The organism is Chitinophaga sp. SYP-B3965 (assembly GCF_009647655.1).
Classification (GTDB): domain Bacteria; phylum Bacteroidota; class Bacteroidia; order Chitinophagales; family Chitinophagaceae; genus Chitinophaga.
In genome coordinates, this window is record NZ_WJFD01000003.1 from 563971 (window position 1) to 582554 (window position 18584).

General features: G+C 45.5%; 13 protein-coding genes. 3 read left to right on the plus strand and 10 right to left on the minus strand.

Annotated features, from left to right (window positions below):
* The first annotated feature begins 8 nt into the window (after window positions 1–8).
* Complete coding sequence (locus GFS24_RS20055; RefSeq protein ID WP_153662510.1) at window positions 9–473, plus strand: hypothetical protein; 465 nt, start codon at window positions 9–11, stop codon at window positions 471–473.
* Window positions 474–556: 83 nt separating this feature from the next.
* Here the strand turns inward: GFS24_RS20055 and GFS24_RS20060 are convergent, their stop codons facing one another.
* Window positions 557–1231, minus strand: coding sequence for an SdpI family protein (locus GFS24_RS20060; protein ID WP_153662512.1), 675 nt, complete (start codon window positions 1229–1231; stop codon window positions 557–559).
* A 128-nt stretch (window positions 1232–1359) separates the two neighbouring features.
* On the opposite strand from GFS24_RS20060, the gene dinB reads away from it, so the two are divergent.
* Together dinB and GFS24_RS20070 are read left to right on the plus strand one after the other, a co-directional pair.
* Window positions 1360–2586: a DNA polymerase IV gene (dinB, locus tag GFS24_RS20065; protein WP_153662514.1), complete on the plus strand. Its 1227-nt coding sequence runs from the start codon at window positions 1360–1362 to the stop codon at window positions 2584–2586.
* Window positions 2587–2594: 8 nt separating this feature from the next.
* Window positions 2595–5561 (plus strand): DNA polymerase III subunit alpha, encoded by a 2967-nt coding sequence (locus tag GFS24_RS20070; protein WP_153662516.1) that lies wholly within the window; start codon window positions 2595–2597, stop codon window positions 5559–5561.
* A gap of 126 nt (window positions 5562–5687) precedes the next feature.
* Here the strand turns inward: GFS24_RS20070 and GFS24_RS20075 are convergent, their stop codons facing one another.
* The 9 genes from GFS24_RS20075 to trpS form a co-directional block, all read right to left on the minus strand.
* Entirely contained in the window at window positions 5688–7010 is a 1323-nt protein-coding gene (locus GFS24_RS20075; protein ID WP_153662518.1) for an aspartate kinase, read from the minus strand.
* A 22-nt stretch (window positions 7011–7032) separates the two neighbouring features.
* Window positions 7033–8109 (minus strand): Ldh family oxidoreductase, encoded by a 1077-nt coding sequence (locus tag GFS24_RS20080; protein ID WP_153662520.1) that lies wholly within the window; start codon window positions 8107–8109, stop codon window positions 7033–7035.
* Window positions 8109–8423, minus strand: coding sequence for a DUF3467 domain-containing protein (locus tag GFS24_RS20085; RefSeq protein ID WP_153662522.1), 315 nt, complete (start codon window positions 8421–8423; stop codon window positions 8109–8111). The genes GFS24_RS20080 and GFS24_RS20085 overlap by 1 nt, the downstream gene beginning before the upstream one ends.
* A gap of 113 nt (window positions 8424–8536) precedes the next feature.
* A complete protein-coding gene (locus tag GFS24_RS20090) occupies window positions 8537–10015 on the minus strand; it encodes a SusD/RagB family nutrient-binding outer membrane lipoprotein (RefSeq protein ID WP_153662524.1) in 1479 nt (492 codons plus the stop codon).
* An 11-nt stretch (window positions 10016–10026) separates the two neighbouring features.
* On the minus strand, window positions 10027–13239 hold the full coding sequence (locus GFS24_RS20095; protein ID WP_153662526.1) for a SusC/RagA family TonB-linked outer membrane protein: 3213 nt from the start codon (window positions 13237–13239) through the stop codon (window positions 10027–10029).
* Between the two features lie 713 nt (window positions 13240–13952).
* Complete coding sequence (locus tag GFS24_RS20100) at window positions 13953–15860, minus strand: helix-hairpin-helix domain-containing protein (RefSeq protein ID WP_153662528.1); 1908 nt, start codon at window positions 15858–15860, stop codon at window positions 13953–13955.
* Window positions 15845–16420, minus strand: coding sequence for a hypothetical protein (locus GFS24_RS20105; RefSeq protein ID WP_153662530.1), 576 nt, complete (start codon window positions 16418–16420; stop codon window positions 15845–15847). Before GFS24_RS20105 ends, GFS24_RS20100 begins: the two co-directional genes overlap by 16 nt.
* A gap of 387 nt (window positions 16421–16807) precedes the next feature.
* Window positions 16808–17440 (minus strand): deoxynucleoside kinase, encoded by a 633-nt coding sequence (locus GFS24_RS20110; RefSeq protein ID WP_153662532.1) that lies wholly within the window; start codon window positions 17438–17440, stop codon window positions 16808–16810.
* Between the two features lie 33 nt (window positions 17441–17473).
* On the minus strand, window positions 17474–18478 hold the full coding sequence (trpS, locus tag GFS24_RS20115; protein ID WP_153662534.1) for a tryptophan--tRNA ligase: 1005 nt from the start codon (window positions 18476–18478) through the stop codon (window positions 17474–17476).
* Between the last annotated feature and the right edge of the window lie 106 nt (window positions 18479–18584).

The window sequence follows — 18584 nt, forward strand, 5'->3', positions numbered from 1 at the left end:
CAATTATTATGCAAGATACTTTGTTAGGTATTCACTCTGTGGTTAGATGGCTGATCCTGTTATTCGGCGTCTGGGCTGTTATTCGTGCAGTAATGGGCGTTAGTGGCAAATCTGCCTACACCGCAGCCGATACTAAGGCAGGCCTTTTCTTTATGATCTTTTTAGATATTCAATTCCTGCTGGGGATTATCCTGTTCATCGCCAGCCCGCTGATCAAAGCTGGTTTAGGAGATATGGGTGCTACCATGAAAAATGCCGGTCTCCGTTTCTTTACGGTGGAACACACCCTGATGGCATTAATAGCTTTAGCCCTTGTACATATCGGCCGCAGCAAGATCAAGAAATCTGCTTCCGATGCCAAAAAGCACAAAACAGCACTGATCTTTTTCGGCATTGCCCTGATCCTGATCCTGGCCCTGATACCATGGCCCGGCCGTGAGGCTATCGGCAGAGCATTGGTTCCTTCTTTCTGATAATTCTTTATAATAATAAAAGCCGGGCACCTGATAAGTGCCCGGCTTTTTTAATACTACAGGATGCTTGCCATCAATCCTGCTTATCCATGTGTTACATAATAAAGACGGTAAGAATAGATATATGGTAATGCCGCCAAAGCCCCGGCGGCAAAAATAAACATGAACACTCCGCTCACTACCGGCAGGAACATCCCCGCAATGATGATCACAATCCCCGCATACAACCACAACTTCCCGGCAAAGGCATGCACCTTCAGCCAGATCTCATCACTCTTCATCGTCCAGGGCGTTCGTACCCCCACAAAATTATTGGGCTTCAGGTTCCGCAGGTAAAGGCCGATCAGGGAGATCAAAAGCCCTACACCTATAAATACCCACTTCTCCAGGAAAATTTCCCTGCCCACACTCACCAGGTATATAATAACCGTGGTAAACACTGCCAGGTAAACATGGATCCTGAAACGGGTACGGTAATAAGCCTTTATATGATTAGCAGTTTCTGTGGCCGGCTCTTCTTCCTCATCGGGTTTGGGAATGTAGCGGAAGAGTGCATATAACAATGCATTCGTGAAAAAGAGGAAGATCATCAGCAGCAGGAATTCCTGCTTATCCCCTCGCCTGTCCGGCACGCCGTTTAAATGAAAATTGGTGGGGATGATCTCGGGGAGGCTGTTCCAGATAACACCCAGGTAAACCATGGGCGCAAATAAGAGTATTAATAACAGCAGTTCTTTAACGTAATCCGGATGTTTCATATGAAAAAGGATTAGTTGTACATATATATCTACATTATTCGGGCCAATTAAGTTTAAAAAGGTTTATTTTCTACTAACTACATTAGTAATGCTAAATTATTTAGTATTTTTGAGTCAAATCAGTGTGTATGCTACTAGATGGACAGAGAACCATAGCTCATATAGACATGGACTGCTTCTTCGTGTCTGTGGAATGCCTGAAAGATGGCAGTTTGAAAGGGAAACCCGTATTGGTTGGCGGGCGTGGGGACAGAGCTGTGGTAGCTGCCTGTAGCTATGAAGCCCGTACTTTTGGCATCCATTCCGCCATGCCTATGAAAATGGCGCTGCGCCTTTGTCCACACGCTATTATAAGGGGTGGGGACATGGAAGAATACAGCAATTTCTCTCACCAGGTCACCGATATTATTGCAGGTAATGCCCCGCTTTATGAGAAATCTTCTATTGATGAATTCTACCTGGATATCAGCGGTATGGATAAATATTTTGGTACGTTGAAATGGGCGAGTGAATTACGGCAGAAGATCATGCGGCAGACCAAATTACCCATTTCGCTGGGGCTGGCTTCCAACAAAATGGTCTCTAAAGTAGCTACCAATGAAGCCAAACCCAGTGGTCAGCTTTCTATTCCATTCGGGCAGGAGAAAATATTCCTGGCGCCGATGTCTATTGATAAAATCCCCATGGTGGGGAAAGAAACCGCGGCACAATTGAGGCGCCGGGGAGTGGAAACGGTGAAAACACTGAGTGAGATCCCCATCGGTTTACTGGAAGCCTGGCTGGGCAAAAATGGTATCTCTCTCTGGAATAAAGCGAATGGAATTGATGAAACCCCTGTGATCCCGTTTCATGAGCAGAAATCCATCTCCACGGAAAGTACTTTCTCTACAGATACCATCGACCTGGGTTTTATTCACAGTGAACTGGTGCGCATGACAGAAAAGATTGCGTTTGAACTCAGGCAGCAGAACAGGTTAACCGGTTGCGTGACGGTGAAGATCCGGTATTCTGATTTTGAAACAGTCACGAAACAGATGAGTATTTCTTATACGGCCAGTGATCATGTGCTGCTGGAAAAAGTAAAAGAGCTTTTCTCCAAACTGTATGACCGGCGTTTGCTGATCCGCCTGATAGGCGTACGTTTTTCCAATATGGTATCCGGCAATTATCAGATCAGCCTCTTTGAGGACACGCATGAAATGATCTCTTTATACCAGGCCATAGATAGTATTAAAAGTCAGTACGGCTGGCAGCTGGTGATGCGTGGCAGCAGCAGTGGCGGCAGGTTTGAAGAACAATTACAGCCTTATCAGAAGAAAGAAACTTTCACCATGAAACGCCGTTACCCCAAATAGCCCAGCTTATGTACCTGAATTGTAAGACCTGGTTCAGCCTTCGCTATGGCACGATCAGAACAGATGAATTAGCGGCGTTGGCGCAACAGTGCGGGATCACTTCCCTTGCACTCACTAATATCAATGCAACTACGGATGCGTGGATGTTCGTACAGGAATGTATACAGCGGGATATTAAACCCATCCTCGGACTGGAATGCAGGAATGGCGCTGCTTTCCGCTATGTGCTGCTGGCCCGCAATATGGAAGGCTGGCTCGAAATCAACCGCTTTCTTTCTCATCATTTACAAACAGAAGAACCCTTTCCTGAAACGGCTCCTTTTCTGCCACATACATTTGTGATCTATGCATGGGGAAGCCGTCCGCTGGATAACCTGGCGGAACATGAGTTGATGGGCGTACGCCCGAGGGAAGTGAATAAACTTTTCCGGTTTGACACCAAAAAATGGGCGCATAAACTGGTGGTATTGCAACCCCTGAGTTTCCAGAACCCGGCTGCACAACAGTTGCACAGAGTATTGCGGGCAGTGGATAATAATTTACTGATCAGTCAGTTGCCGCCGGAAGAAGTAGCGGGTGTAGATGAATGTTTTATTCCGCCACATCAGTTACTGGAGCATTTTAAAGAACTTCCACATCTTGTAAAGAATACGTTGGAGATCATGGACGCCTGTGAAATTCATTCTCAATTCGGCAAACATTTAAATAAACAACGCTTTACAGAGAGCCGGGAAGGAGACCGGGAACTGTTGCGGAGTGAAGCGATGAAGGGAATGATCTATCGTTATGGCCCCAATAATAAAGAAGCGAAAGAACGGGTAGAAAAAGAATTGCAGATCATTGAGCAGCAGGATTTCAATGCTTATTTCCTCATCACCTGGGATATTGTGCGCTTTGCGCGAAACAAGGGTTTTTTCCATGTGGGACGCGGCAGCGGGGCTAATTCCGTTATTGCCTATTGCATGGAGATCACGAATGTGGACCCCATCGCACTGGACCTTTACTTTGAACGTTTCCTCAATCCGCATCGTACTTCACCACCAGATTTTGATATTGATTTTTCCTGGCGGGACAGGGACCAGGTGATCAAATATGTTTTTGATAAATACACGACGGAACATGCTGCCTTATTAGGCACGGTTACTACATTCCAAACAAACGCTATTGTACGGGAACTGGGCAAGGTATATGGATTGCCCAAACAGGAAATGGACAAGATCCTGGAAAACCCTTATCAGGTGAAGCTAGGGGAAGATAGTGTCCATCAGCGCATCATTCAATATGGTCGTCAGCTGGACCGCTTCCCCAATCACCTGAGCATTCATGCCGGTGGCATTTTGATCAGTGAAGCGCCCATCCATCAATATTGCGGAACGCATATGCCACCTAAAGGATTCAGTACAGCACAACTGGATATGCATATGGCAGAAGCCATCGGGCTGCATAAGTTTGATATCCTCAGCCAGCGGGGTTTAGGGCATATCCGCGATACCATGGACCTTATCAAAGAAAATAAGGGTGTGGAGATCGATATCAATGATGTGAAATCCTTTATGGTAAATGAGGATGTGAAAAACGCTTTGAGAACGGTGAACACGATCGGCTGTTTTTATATTGAATCTCCTGCTATGCGGCAATTGCTGCTGAAACTGCGATGTGATGATTACATCACATTGGTGGCAGCGAGTTCTATTATCCGGCCGGGTGTGGCGCAGGCTGGTATGATGCGCCAGTATGTATTGAACTTCCATGCGCCGGATAAGGTGAAATACCTCCACCCTATTATGAAATCCTTACTGGGAGAAACATATGGGGTGATGGTGTACCAGGAGGATGTGATCAAAGTAGCGCATCATTTCGCAGATATGGACCTTGCCGATGCAGATATCTTAAGAAGAGCGATGGCGGGTAAGTATCGTGGGCAGAACAATTTTGAGAAGATCAAAAAGTTGTTCTTTGATAACTGTGCCAGGATAGGGCATGCAGAGGATGTGAGCCTGGAGGTTTGGCGGCAGATAGCCAGCTTTGCGAACTTCTCTTTTTCAAAAGCACACTCCGCCAGTTTTGCGGTGGAGAGTTACCAGAGCCTTTACCTGAAAACATTTTTCCCTGCAGAATTTATGGTGGCGGTGATCAATAACTTCGGGGGATTTTATAACCGGGAATTGTACTTCCGCGAATTGCAAAAAACAGGTGTGGAGTTGTTCCCGCCCTGCATCAATAACAGTGATTATTATACCAATATTAAAGGGAACGAAGTATTTGTGGGATTCATTCATGTAGAAAGATTGGAGCAGGCATGGATGGAGCGCGTACTCCTGGAACGTACAACCAACGGGAATTACAAGGGGCTGGAGGATTTTGTGGAAAGAACAGAGCCGGGTGCAGAGCAACTGGAAATACTGATCCGGATCGGGGCATTTAATTTTACCGGTTATACGAAAAAAGAATTGCTCTGGAAGGGCTCTGCTCTATTGAAAACCACTCCGCCGGATGAACACAAACCCCGCTTGTTTGCAGAACCTTCGCGTAACTGGGATCTGCCCAACCTCTCCTATCACCGGCATGAAGATGCCTTTGATGAAATTGAACTATTAGGATTTCCATTATGTTCCCCATTTGACATACTAGCACACGACCAGCGGAGATACATGCCTGCCAGGGATTTCGAGGGGAACCTCGGAAGGCATGTGCATACGATTGGTTACCTGGTATGTTTAAAACATGTATACACCAGCAAAAACGAACCCATGTGCTTTGGTACTTTCCTGGATAAGGAAGGCGCTTTCATGGACACGGTTCATTTCCCGGCCAGCCTCCAGAAATACCCTTTTATGAAAAGCGGGTTCTATATCATGGAAGGCAGAGTGATGGAGGAGTTTGGGGTGTATACCTTAGATGTACATGTGATGCGGAAGATCGGGTACTTCGAGGATAAGGCCCCTGATGCCGGCATGCGTTTGATGGCGAAGTAAAGTTTCCTTCTTCATAAACGGCATACGTTTAATAGCGAAGTAAGTTTTTCTCCATCATCTATACATCAAAACAGGCTGTACCCTTTTATAGGATACAGCCTGTTCTTTTTTATTTTTCTTTTTTTATTACTCGAGATTGAATAAACCCTTATTCAACAGACGTAAGGTATGTTCCTTATGCTGCCCGCCAACGAGGATAGAAATATTATGCCTGCTGCCACCATAGGAGATCATGCGTAATGGCACTTCTTCCAGTGATTCAAATAATTTTTTGATGATGGAAGGTGTGGCCGCTACTTCATTTCCTACGATAGAAACGATGGCCTGGTGGTGATCCAGTTCCACAGAACCAAAGGGCTGCAGTTCTTTCAGGATCTGCTCCAGGTGTTTTTTATCATCGATGGTGATGGATACCGCTACTTCGGAAGTAGTGATCATATCGATGGGCGTGCGGTATTTTTCGAATACTTCAAAGATCTTACGGAGGAAACCGTAGGCCAGCAGCATACGGCTGCTCTTGATCTTGATAGCGATGATGCCGTCTTTTGCAGCAATTGCTTTTACGCCATTGCCATCCGGCATTTCTGTGATGATGGTTCCTTTTGCTTCTGGTTGCAGGGTGTTGAGCAATTTAACAGGGATGTTGAAATGCTGTGCAGGCCAGATAGAAGCGGGATGTAAGATCTTTGCGCCGAAATAGGCCAGTTCTGCTGCTTCGTCGAAGGACAACTGATCTATGGGGAAAGTTTTCTTCACAACACGAGGATCATTGTTATGCATACCGTCAATGTCCGTCCAGATCTGAATTTCAGAAGCCTGGATAGCAGCACCGATCAGGGATGCAGAGTAATCACTTCCACCTCTCTTCAGGTTATCAATTTCACCACGTGCATTGCGGCAGATGTATCCTTGCGTGATAAAGAGTGTGTGTCCTTTTTGCTGTTCGATCAAAGCACTGAGGCGCACTTTCATGCGGGGGATCTCAGGTTCTTCAAACTCATCTATGCTCATGAACTCCAGTGCGGGGACCAGTACAGCTTTGATGCCGGCATCTTCCAGGTAAGCGCAGAACAGCTTGGTGGAGAGCAGTTCGCCCTGTGCCAGGATGTCTTTATTTAACGCTTCGTTGAAAGAGATCCGGAGAATGATGTTCAGGAACTCAAAATGTTCGTCTACGATGGCTTTTGCGTTTTCTCGCCCCGCATCAGTTTTCACCAATTCCTCACAGAAAGTACGGTAATGTGCTTCCAGCTTGTCAATCTGCTGTTTAGCCACGTCCTTCTTTCCTTCTACGAGAGATTGACTGATCTCAACGAGGGAATTGGTTGTGCCTGATAAGGCGGATAATACGACGATCTTAGCATCGGGATCCGCTGTTATCAACTTCGCTACGGCATGCATACGCTCTGGTTTTCCAACCGAGGTTCCGCCAAATTTCAAGACTTTCATTTATTGTTACGGTATATATTGCTTAAAAATCAATTTTAAATCTCATCGCTATTTCATAGAGGTCCTTCATCACCGGATCTAAGAGGGGAACCCCTGTGATCCTTCTCTCCGCCTCTATTTCTCTTTCCGGATCTCCCGGGATCAGCACTTTTTCCTGTCCTTCTACCGTTTCTGCACTTCTGAACCTTCCGATCCATTTATCCATGTTCTCCTTAAACTCGTCCGCGGGCCTGAAAGCGTCTACCCGCATGGCTCCGAAGAAATGACCGAGGCCTTTACCAACCGGATCGGGCGGCAAAGGTAAGAAACTAACGAATGGCGGAGCCCATGGACCATAATTTGCGCCCGAAAGTACGGCAGAAAAAATATCTACAATAGACCCGAGGCAATACCCTTTGTGACTTCCATGCTCCCGGTCTCCTCCAAGTGGCAGCAAAGCGCCGCCGCTTTTGAGTTCATTCGGGTTAATGCTGGGCGCACCATTTTTATCCTGGATCCAGCCCAGTGGGGCTTCCTGTTCCTTTCTTTGTAAAATTTCCAGTTTGCCGTTGGCAGCTGTGGTGGTAGCAAAATCTGCTACAAAAGCCGGTTGCTGATTAGCGGGGATGGCTACTGCGATGGGATTTGTTCCCAACATGCGCTCCGTGGCAAAAGTGGGTGCTACAAGGGGGCTGGCATTTGTCATGGCCATTCCTATCATATCCTGCTGCAGAGCCATCATAGCATGATAACCTGCAATACCGAAGTGATTGGAATTGCGGACACTTACCCAGCCGGTTCCTGCAATTTTAGCTTTATCAATAGCCACCTGCATGGCAAAAGGTGCCACAACGAGGCCCAGGCCACTATCCCCATCCACTACAGCGGTACTGGGGGTTTCGTGAACGATCTTAATATCTGGTGTTGCATTGATACGACCGGCTTCCCAGAGACGGATATAACCGGAAAGGCGTGCTACGCCATGAGAGTCAATGCCCCTGAGATCAGCAGAGAGCAAAACCGTACTGGCCAGCTCAGCGTGATCCGTGGAACAGCCCATTTTTATAAAAACGTCCCGGGTAAAAGCGTGGAGATGTTCGTAGGGAAAAACCTGTTCCATTATGCTTGCGCCGTTGGCCCTCCGAAATTCATGGGGATGGATGATACGGGCTCCTGGTCCTGGATGGTACCATGGGTAGCTTCATATTTCTTCACGTTATCCAGCAGGGCCTTCATCAGGCGCTTGGCATGCTGGGGTGTGAGGATGATCCTTGATTTCACTTTTGCTTTGGGCAAACCAGGCATCACATTAATAAAATCTACAACAAACTCAGACGGAGAGTGGGTAATAATGGCCAGATTGGCGTAGGTTCCGTCCGCAATTTCTTCGGTCAGCTCAATATTCAACTGTTGCTGCTCTTCCTGATTTTCCATTATTTGCGCTTTAATTATGGTACAAAAGTAAAAAACAGCCCCCGCATTTGGAGACTGTTTTTTACAAGTTGCTATTTTTTGATACTCAGTACTACTATTGGGGTTTTCTAAGATCATTGTTTATCCCACCAGACGCGGGTATCGTGGGTATCAGCTCCCTGACGGGCAACGGCTTCTTTATAAGCCGGTTCGTTCAGAGTGGCCTCATTTGTCGGATATGCATATCTGCGGGGGATCTGTTTACTTGAATTCACGGCGTAAATAGTGGGTTTCAGCGCAGGGAAACCACTTCTTCTCCATTCTGCCCATCCTTCCCAGCCATTGGGATACAAGGCTATCCATTTCTGGGTTCCCAACAGGCGGGGATATGCCCCATTTGTCCAGGAGGTTTTTGGATTAGCGATGTAGGCATCATAAGCTGTTTGTGTGAAAACGCCCCATTGTTCCCAGGATGCTTTGATGGCATCGTTGTACAATTGGCCGGCGTTTTCTGCCGTCCAGCCTAATGTGGCTGCTTCTGCACGGGATAATAAAACCTGTGCAGCTGTGATCACATAGTCCGCAGAAGTTTGACCGGTAATGTTCTTACCTACTTTAGAATACAGCGGATTAAGGGCAGACCATTCTATCAAGAGCTGGCGGGTAAGGCCATAAGGTACTGGTTTGATCACCCCACCTGTTAATGCATCAGCAAATGCATTAACACGGGGATCAGCATAAGCGGCCAGTGTATCTGCCAGGGTATTGGAGATGGCATAGTCAGAACGGCCATCATACATCTGGAACCAGGGATTCTTAAAAGAACTACCAGGCCATTTCATGATCACGTTTTTGCTGTTGGCATCTATGATCCCTGCAGGATCGGCCAGTGCTGCGGCAAATTCTGTTTTAGGGAGATTGCCCATTTCTGTACTTCTTTTGGAGAGGCGGAGTGCCAGGATCATTCGGAAAGTGTTGGCAAAACGTTTCCATTGTGCCACATCGCCACTGAACAGGATATCTCCTTTTACTGCAGCGCCATTGTCGAATTGTGCCATGGCTTCTTTCAGTTCCTTAAAGAGATCTGTGTAGATATCTTTCTGGGCATCGTACTTAGGCGTTGGGGTTTCAGACAGTGCTTCTGTGTAAGGAACATCTCCCCACTGATCTGTTACGAGTGCAAAGTAATATACCTTCAGGATCCTGGCGATGGCGATCTGGTTATTATTAGAACCACCGGAGGTTACAGTTGCCAATCCTTTTTTATCAGCGTCTGTATTATACTTAATGATATTGGTGAGATCTTCCAACGGACCTGCATAAAATTGCGACCATGCCCTGGCAGTAACGGAATATTGTGATTCATCCGGATACTGTGTTTGAGAAGTATACTGTGCATACATGGCGCCTTCATTTAAGAAACGCACATCAAATGCATATGTAACGGTCATACTTCTGCCGCTGCCAAAGTAGGCGAGCGAATTAGTTAACAGTGCGGATGTAACAGGCCCTGTGGCTGAGTTTGGAGAAACATTCAGGTCTCCGAAATCTTTACACCCCTCTGCGGTCAGTAAGGAAACGCATAGTATTCCTATATAAAGTAGTTTTTTCATTGTCGTATATTTTAGAATCCTAACCTGAGATTAATACCTATGGAACGAACACCCGGCATCTGGCCATTTTCACCGAAACGGCCGGAGAGTTCTGATGGGTCAAATCCTTTTTCATCTGCATAGATCATCCATACATTTCTTGCTACCACTGAAATGTTAGCGCGTGTGAAGATCTTTTTCGCCATTTTAGCTACGGGGAAATTATATCCCAGTGATACTTCCCGCAGTTTTACGAAGGATGCATCGTAAACAGACATTTCAGCCATGTTGGAATTGGTACGGAACTGGTGCCAGTATAATTGTGCATCTACATACACCTTTGTTGGTTTACCATCTTTATCAACACCTTCTACATTTACGCCACCGCCATCTGCAACAGCTGTCCGTACAGGAATACCTTTATCATTGTTAACGGCCGTTTTAGCCATGAGGCCGGAGAAGGAACCCCAGAAATCAGACAGCGAGAAGTATTTACCGCCTTTCTGGAAATCGATCACGGCACTCAGTGTGATGTCTTTGTAAGTGAAAGTATTGAACCATCCGCCGGTGAACTCAGGTAGTACGGAACCGAAATAGAGATTGGGCGCCATTTCGAATGTGCCGTCTGCTTTTAAGACGGGCACACCTGCTTCATTACGTTTGATACCATTACCGCGTAATTGTCCCCATTCCTGGTTGTCTATGGAATGTACTACCTGTACTGCGCCAAATGAAGGTGAAGAGCCGCCTCTATCTGTATTCGGCAAGGTATAGGTACTGAGGTTTGGTGCCAGTTTTACTACTTTGGAAGTACCTTTCGAGAAGTTCACAATGGTTTCCCAGTTGAAGCTTTTGCTGGCAACGGGTATAGCATTCAGTTGTATTTCTACACCACTTCTTACCACACTGCCGGCATTGATGGTCTTGGATAAAAATCCGCTGGCAGTTGAAATATTTACATCCAGGATCTCATTCCTTTTATCTTCATGATAATAGGTGAAACTTGCGCCCAGACGGTTATTAAAGAATTTCACATCGAGGCCCAGTTCTCCGGAAGAAGAGAGGGAAGGCAGGATGCCATCATTGGGTTGGCCATTCGGCGTGGTCATAATAGAGTTGCCGGGGCCGAATGGATTCTGACCTAAAGAATATAACAGGTCGAGACCATAAGGATCCAGGTCAGATCCTATCTGTGCCCAGCTACCTCTTACTTTACCAAACGATAAAGCAGTGAAACTTTCTTTCAGGAATTCGCTGAACACAATACTGGCGCCTACAGAAGGATACCAGTAAGAGTTGTTATCCTTGGGTAATGCAGAGCTGATATCGTTCCGGATAGAGAAGTCTACGAAGAATGTTTCCTTCCAGCCAAGTGTACCTCTTCCATAGGCACTTCTTACTGTTTTCTTTGTGCGGGTATTTGAATAACTGATCGGATCGACAGAATTGCTCAGTGCAAATAAGTTAGGTACGGTTAAGCCCTGATTGGTATTGGCGGCAATAAAGGAAGTGCTGTTCTTTCTTACGTTTCCGCCGATGTTCAGATCTACGGAGAGGTTGTCAAAGAATTTATTGTTGTAGGAAGCCAATACTTCATAGTTATCCTCGCGGGCGAAGGTTTGCCTGGTGGAATAACTTTGTTTCACACCTGTTTGGTTAGCGCTTACTTCCAGGATGTACGGCAATTTATTTTCAAAGCTGGTGTTCAGTTCATTCCTTCTTAAGAACCCTGCTATCCTGAAGTGATCGTTGAGTTTATAGGTAAGGTTGATATCTCCGATGAGGCGGTTCCTGTCTGCCTGGTTATCTACGTTATCAAAGTAACTGAACGGGTTATACCAGTAGTTAGGTCCGTAGAAAGTTTTGGGATTGGCTGCTGAATAAGATTCAGGGTTATTGTGGTTCCAGCTTCCCAGTGCGCCTTGCGGAGAACGCAGGTCCTTCAGTTCTTTTAGTTTCTTCATATCCAGATCCCGGTGAAACCACTGGTTGAATGATCCGGTAGAGTTATTGGAATATCCATCCACGAATTCACCTTTCAATTTTTCAGTGGTGTAATAGAGATTGGATGCGATGGTGAAATGTTTGCCGAGGTTAAATGAGTTCTGTGTGGAGATACTGTTCTTATCGATGCTGGTTCCGGGCATAACACCAGAACGTTGCAGGTTGGTGAAAGATACTCTCACTGTATAATTATCTCCGCCCTGGCTGAACTGCACGTTGTTATTGAGTGAAAGGCCCGTTCTGTAGAAATCTTTGACGTTATTTTTCTGTGGAGTTAAGGATGCAGTTTTACCAAGATCGGCGCCGGGATACCAGGCGTACCAGGGAATATATTCCTGGCCTGTCATTTCAGGGCCCCAGCTGGCATCATCAGAATAATCGTGATAATACTTTCCGTCTAAAGCTTTCCATTCTTCCGGTTGGCCGGCTGCCCATTTGTATTGGGTGAGTTCAGAATTACCACCGCCGGAATATCTGTTCTGATAATCAGGTACGAGATACACACGATCGAATGTGGTGGTTTGATTTATTTCCAGGCCGATGCCGGATTGCAGTTTTCCTTTTTTGGAGGTAACGATCACCACACCAGCGTCTGCACGTTGGCCATACAATGCAGTGGCGGTTGGACCTTTCAGTACAGATACACTTTCCACATCGTCCATGTTGATGTCTTCTGCGCTAACGGGGGTGCCATCCAATACGAACAATGGATTTTTATCTACCAGAGAGCCGGCTCCTCTTAAGCGGATCACGGCACCTTCTCCGATCTTTGCACCAGACTGGCCCTGAATTTGAACACCAGCAATTTTACCTGCTAAAGCAGTGCTGATGTTGGTTTCGCGGGTTTGTGTGAGTTTGTCTGCATTGATCTGTTGAACGGAGTAGGAAACTGATTTCTGGGAGCGTTTGATACCGAGTGCGGTTACTACTACTTCCTGGAGGTTTTTGTTGTCGGTGATCAGGATCACACTTACTTCGGAACTGCTGCCTACGGGAATTTCCTTGAGTGCATAACCTACGCTTCTTACGATCAATACTGCGTTGTTGCCCGAAACATTCAGTTTAAAATTTCCGCTTTGATCAGAGGTGGTTCCCGTTGTGGTTCCTTTAATCTGGATGGTAGCAAAAGAGACGGGTGAGCCGTCGTCTCCTGCTACTTTCCCTGTCACCTGGCGTTGTTGTGCAAACGCCAGGCTGACTGTCACCATGGGTATGGTGCATAGAAGTAACGCTTTTTTCATAAAAAAAGATTCAGATTTTGGATGATTGAACTCGTTGTTCTTAATAAATGGCTTAGTTGTGTGTTAGCTTTTTAATCAGGTCATAAGGCATGTTTGTTTTTTAGTTGTGGCGTTTAGTTAACGTTTAGCGGTTGATGGAAAACAGGTTAGTAAGCGGCAATACATTTCCAGTATAAAAACAAGTGTTTTTATGCAGGTCCGGGTTATAAAATGAATCGACAAGGTTAAAAGAATGGCTGTCTTTTTACCGTTACTGGAATCTTAGCTTAAGGTTTAGAAGTCGGAACAGTTGGGCATGAATAGATCGATTTAGATTTGATGTTTTAGTTTTAGAGCGTTGATATGTCGATTTTATCGTTTGGCAATCAAATAGGGGGTGAAGATGGTATTTTACCTCTTTCGTACTTTGGATGAATTTATTAATACTGCTTTTGGATGACTCTTGTAAGTTAGTATTTTTTTCATTTCACAAAGTTTTTTGGTTAAGCCTTTGTTAAAAACCCTACTTGATAAGTTTATATCTTCCTGTTTTTCAATTCAATACACGTGGAAAATTTGGAAGAAAAAAGTTGTCACATATATCTTTGTATAATCTTATCATGTGAAATCGTGAAAAAAAGTACTTGTTTTTTGTTGTAAACAATGATTACAAAAGGTGCATATACTATTACAAAATCGGGGGAATTTTGGTGTTTTGGGGCGTTAAAATATTATTAGTGCAACAATAGTTGGTACTGCAACATTATTGCAGTGGTGTTTTGTTTCGCGTTTTCTTTGGTGTTTTGGTTGATGTTTTGGTTGATGTTTGAGGATGACCAGCGGCACCAGATCTTGTGTTTTTTGGAGAGGTTGTATTGGAGGGTGATGTGGGTGGATGATCCTTTTCCGGAGAAGCGGGCGAGGGAATGATCTCCGGGGAATCCTTGTCCGGTGAGGTAGAGGCCTTCTTTTTCTGCGGTATCGAACCAGGTGTATGCTGCGGTGATCTGCCAGTTTTTTCTTTTGATGTGGCATTGTTGGTGGGCGAGGAAGGAGGGGGTTTGTGTGGCGGTTGGGGATTCTGTGGTGGTTGGGGTTTGTGTGGTGGCGGTTTGCGTGGTGGTTGGGGCTTGTGTGGTGGCGGTTTGTGTTGGATTTTTGATATTGCTTACCTGCACTTTCGATTTCCAAACTATTCCATCTGTTATTTGCATTGTCCATTGGCCACGCAATTGTTGTCTTTGCATGGAGGATTTATCATCGTACCTCAACTGTGCGTTCAATTCAGTTGTTTTATCCGGGCGCCAGGTTGTTGATATTAGTACATCATAGCCTTCTGAGGGTTTGTTTAATTGAAATACATCTGCGTATGCGGATAGTTCCCACTTCGCTCCTCCCTTTAATAATAACGCAGTGTATAAACCGGATTCGTTGCCGGGTGTTGCGTTTTCGCCAAATGCATTTCCGTATAGTGTTTCATAAGCAGGATCTTCTTTGCGGTATAAAATTCCGAGATCTACACCGTGTGCGAGTGTAACCATGGCCCCTTGCAGGATGGCTATCTCTTTTTGTTTACTGACTGCGGCTTCTCCAAAGACATGTAAATTCCGCCAGTTGAATGCATGATCGATGCTGGTGTTCTCCCCTCCTTTGTCTAATGGCCTGGAGAATTTATGCCCGATGATATTCCAGGCTACGTGCCCTCTTTTCACAGACCATTTCAAAACCGCACCGGCAGAGGTTTGTGTTATGTTACCTTTTAACGCAAGCTCTGCATTGGTGCGGTGGTATCCTGTACTGATCAATGTTCCTGCACCATCCAATTTTCTGCTGGACATAAATGCCGTGAAAGTAAGAGGGCCTGTTTGGCAGGTGATACCTGCTCCCCGGTAGAAAAAGAATTCTCCGGCAGAGGCGTATGGCCTTAGTACATCTCCTTCCCTTTTGGTGTGCATCACGGCACTGCTTTTCCCGAATGCAAGACCATGCCATTGTATTAGCCCCTGGCCCATGTTCACTGTATAATCTCCGAGTGCCAATGCTTTTATTCGACCTATATTCCTGAAGAACACATGTATTCCGTAATGATCAAATCCTTTCTCTCCGGCATCCTTTTCCATCACTATGCCCCAGCTGGCATAACGGGAGAATTGGTATCTGTATCGCAGCAACATCTTATCGGCACTTCCCCTGTATTGCTCTGTTGTTTGGAAAGGATGGGCGTATCTGGCCAGCAGTGTGTGTCTGCCACGTTTCAAATAATCCTTCCAGGTGTAATAAGGTTCAAATCCATTTCCGGCATGAACGTAAGGCAATAATGTTCTGATCAGTGGTATACTAAAACCGGGCACTGCCTGTAATTCATAAATGCTGATCAAAGCGCCTAACGTACTTCGGTATAACAGGAACTGTTCTATTTGTAATGCATGGAGCAGGCCCAGTGATTCCAGGGCTGCGACATCAGCTGTGTTCAGATTTAGTTTTCTATGTGTGTACTGTTCGCGCTGCTGGGTTTGTTCATCATTCTCCGGCAGGGCGTGTTCCTGTTGTTCCAGTTCTGATTGCATGGCTTCTTCTTCCTGTGCATAAACTATCTGGCAGATGAATAGCAACAGCCATATACACTTTACTCTGCTGCCCATGTTAAAGCAATGCCGGGTGTAAATCCTAACAATTGATGACGGCTGCCGGTAATACTTATACGCATATTACGTAACAGGAATCCGACACCTGCAAACTGATACACCGGTTGTGTGGCAAAACCTCCGAGCAGCCAGAACCTCTTTAACGGACGGTATATTCCATCTATCCAGGTACTCAGCGGTTGCCCTTCTTCCTTTCTCCATTCGGCTTCTATTAATACCTGCGGGGAGGCTTCGTATCCTAAACCCATGGTGTATAACTTCACTCCTTTGCCTGTAGGATTCACCACATTCGCTCCTATGCCCAAACGTTCTGCTATCTGCCAGAGTAAACCTGCTTCTGCCGTCACAAATGTTCTGCTGTATTGCGGGGCACGTTCTATGCTGTAATGCAGGTGAGCACCTGCGTTTAACTTTTTGCCTAAGGGCATCGCATACCCTATACCAAACTGTTGCTCTTTGTATAAGCGAAAACCAAATTGGTTGATATGTATGCCAATTGTTCCTGGTGTTACAGGAAGTGCAGCATTCAATGCATATCCGCTCATTTCTTTTATCATAAAACGACGTTCTGCATATACGCCGGCGGTATGTTTTTTTATACCGGCTAAGGCAGCGGAATTTCTATTTGCTGCAAATACTTCTGCAAAATTTCGGTTATAAACCCCGATGGACGGGAGTCTTGAAGGTTGCGCTATAAATAGCAGCGCGTAAAGGCTACAAACAATTGCCAACATTTGAATCGCATTTAGGTGAACAAACAACAGGGATAAAATTAATGGCAATTACGATCTGTACCAAAATAAATATCTCCGAATTTCGGAGGTTGAACTACGAGATCCGGAGATTAAGAAGTTGTAAGAGGGAGATATTTTTATTGCGAAAACGATTCTTAATTCAGGCGGTTCTTAATTGCGAAAACGATCTGGAGATTAAGCGGTTATTTCTTAGAACAACCCGTACAATTCTGAGTCTACACGAGAGATGATCTCACCCAGGTGCTCGTCATTTTCAGGGAATTTATTCTTGTCTACATCAATGATCAGCAGCGGACCATCTTTGTATTTTTCTATCCATGAATTATAGAACTCGTTTAGGCGTTTGAGATAGTCCAAACGAATATTTTCTTCGTACTCTCTTCCTCTTTTCTGGATCTGTGCTACCAGGGTTGGAACGGAGGCCTGTAAATAGATCAGCAGGTCTGGTGGCTTCACCATGGACTTGAGGGTTTCGAAGAAATTGAAATAGTTGTCAAAGTCCCGTTTGGTCATCAGGCCCATTTCGTAGAGGTTGGGGGCAAAGATGTGCGCATCCTCATAAATGGTCCGATCCTGGATCACGGTATCTTTTCCATGTTGAATATCTACGAGCTGCTTGAGCCTGCTATGCAGGAAGTAGACTTGCAGATTGAAAGACCAGCGCGGCATATCGTCATAAAAATCACTCAGATAGGGGTTGTGCTCTACGTCTTCATATTGGGGAATCCACTTATAGTGCTTAGACAGCATTTCAGTTAAGGTGGTTTTTCCAGCGCCGATATTTCCGGCAATTGCGATGTGCTTGATCTTATTTTTTGCCATGCATGGGGGAATAATGTAACAAGATAAAATAAATCAATAAAAGTTAATACCCATTAATTTACGTGCTTCCTGCAAAGTCTGTGCCGCTGAAGCCCTGGCCTTTTCTGCTCCGTACCGCATAATACGATTTAAATAGGCAGAATCCTGCCGGAGGGCTTCGGCTTTTTCGCGGATAGGGGCAATAAATGCCACCATATCCTCTCCCAGCTGCTTTTTCATGTCGCCATAGCGGATGGAGCAACCGTTGAAGGCATCCTCGAAATGTTTGACTGTATCCGGGGTAGATACCAGGCGCATGAGGGTAAAGAGGTTCTCGATATAATCAGGTTTGGCCGAGTTAGGTTCCTGCGGGCCACTGTCTGTTTTGGCTTTTTTCAGTTTGTTCCGGATGGCGTCATCACCGTCATTCAGGAACAGGGTGGAGTTCTGGTTCTCGCTTTTGCTCATTTTCCCTATCCCGTCCAGGCTCATGATCTTGATGAGATCATCGCCATAGTTGAAGGGAACGGGTTCCGGGAACAGGTAACCATAGCGGTTATTGAACCTTTGGGCAAAGTTGCGGCTCATTTCCAGGTGTTGTTCCTGGTCTTTTCCTACGGGAACATTCAGGCCCCGGTGAACGAGGATATCTGCTGTCATCAATACGGGATAGGTTAACAGGCCGGCGTTTACGTTATCCGGGTTCTGCCTTACCTTGTCTTTGAAGGTAGGTACCTTCTCCAGTTCCCCTTTATAGGCCATCATGTTCAGCATGAGATAAAGTTCTGCTATCTCAGGGATATCGCTTTGCACATAGAGGGTCACTTTTTCAGGATCGAGGCCACAGGCGATATTTTCCGCCAGTACGCGAAACACGTTACCGCGCAATTCTTTAGGATCAGGATGCGTAGTGAGGGAGTGCCAGTCTGCCACAAAAAAGTAACAGTTAAACTCTTCCTGCATCCGGATATAATTACGGATGGCGCCAAAATAATTCCCTAAGTGTAAAATTCCTGTGGAGCGGATGCCGCTAACAACGATTTCTTTTTCCTGTCCCATATAGGGGCGCAATTTAATAAATTTAAGAATGACGATGACGGAATTGCCTATTTTTGCGAATTGATCACATTTATCCGTTATATTAATACTATTTATTAGTTTAATT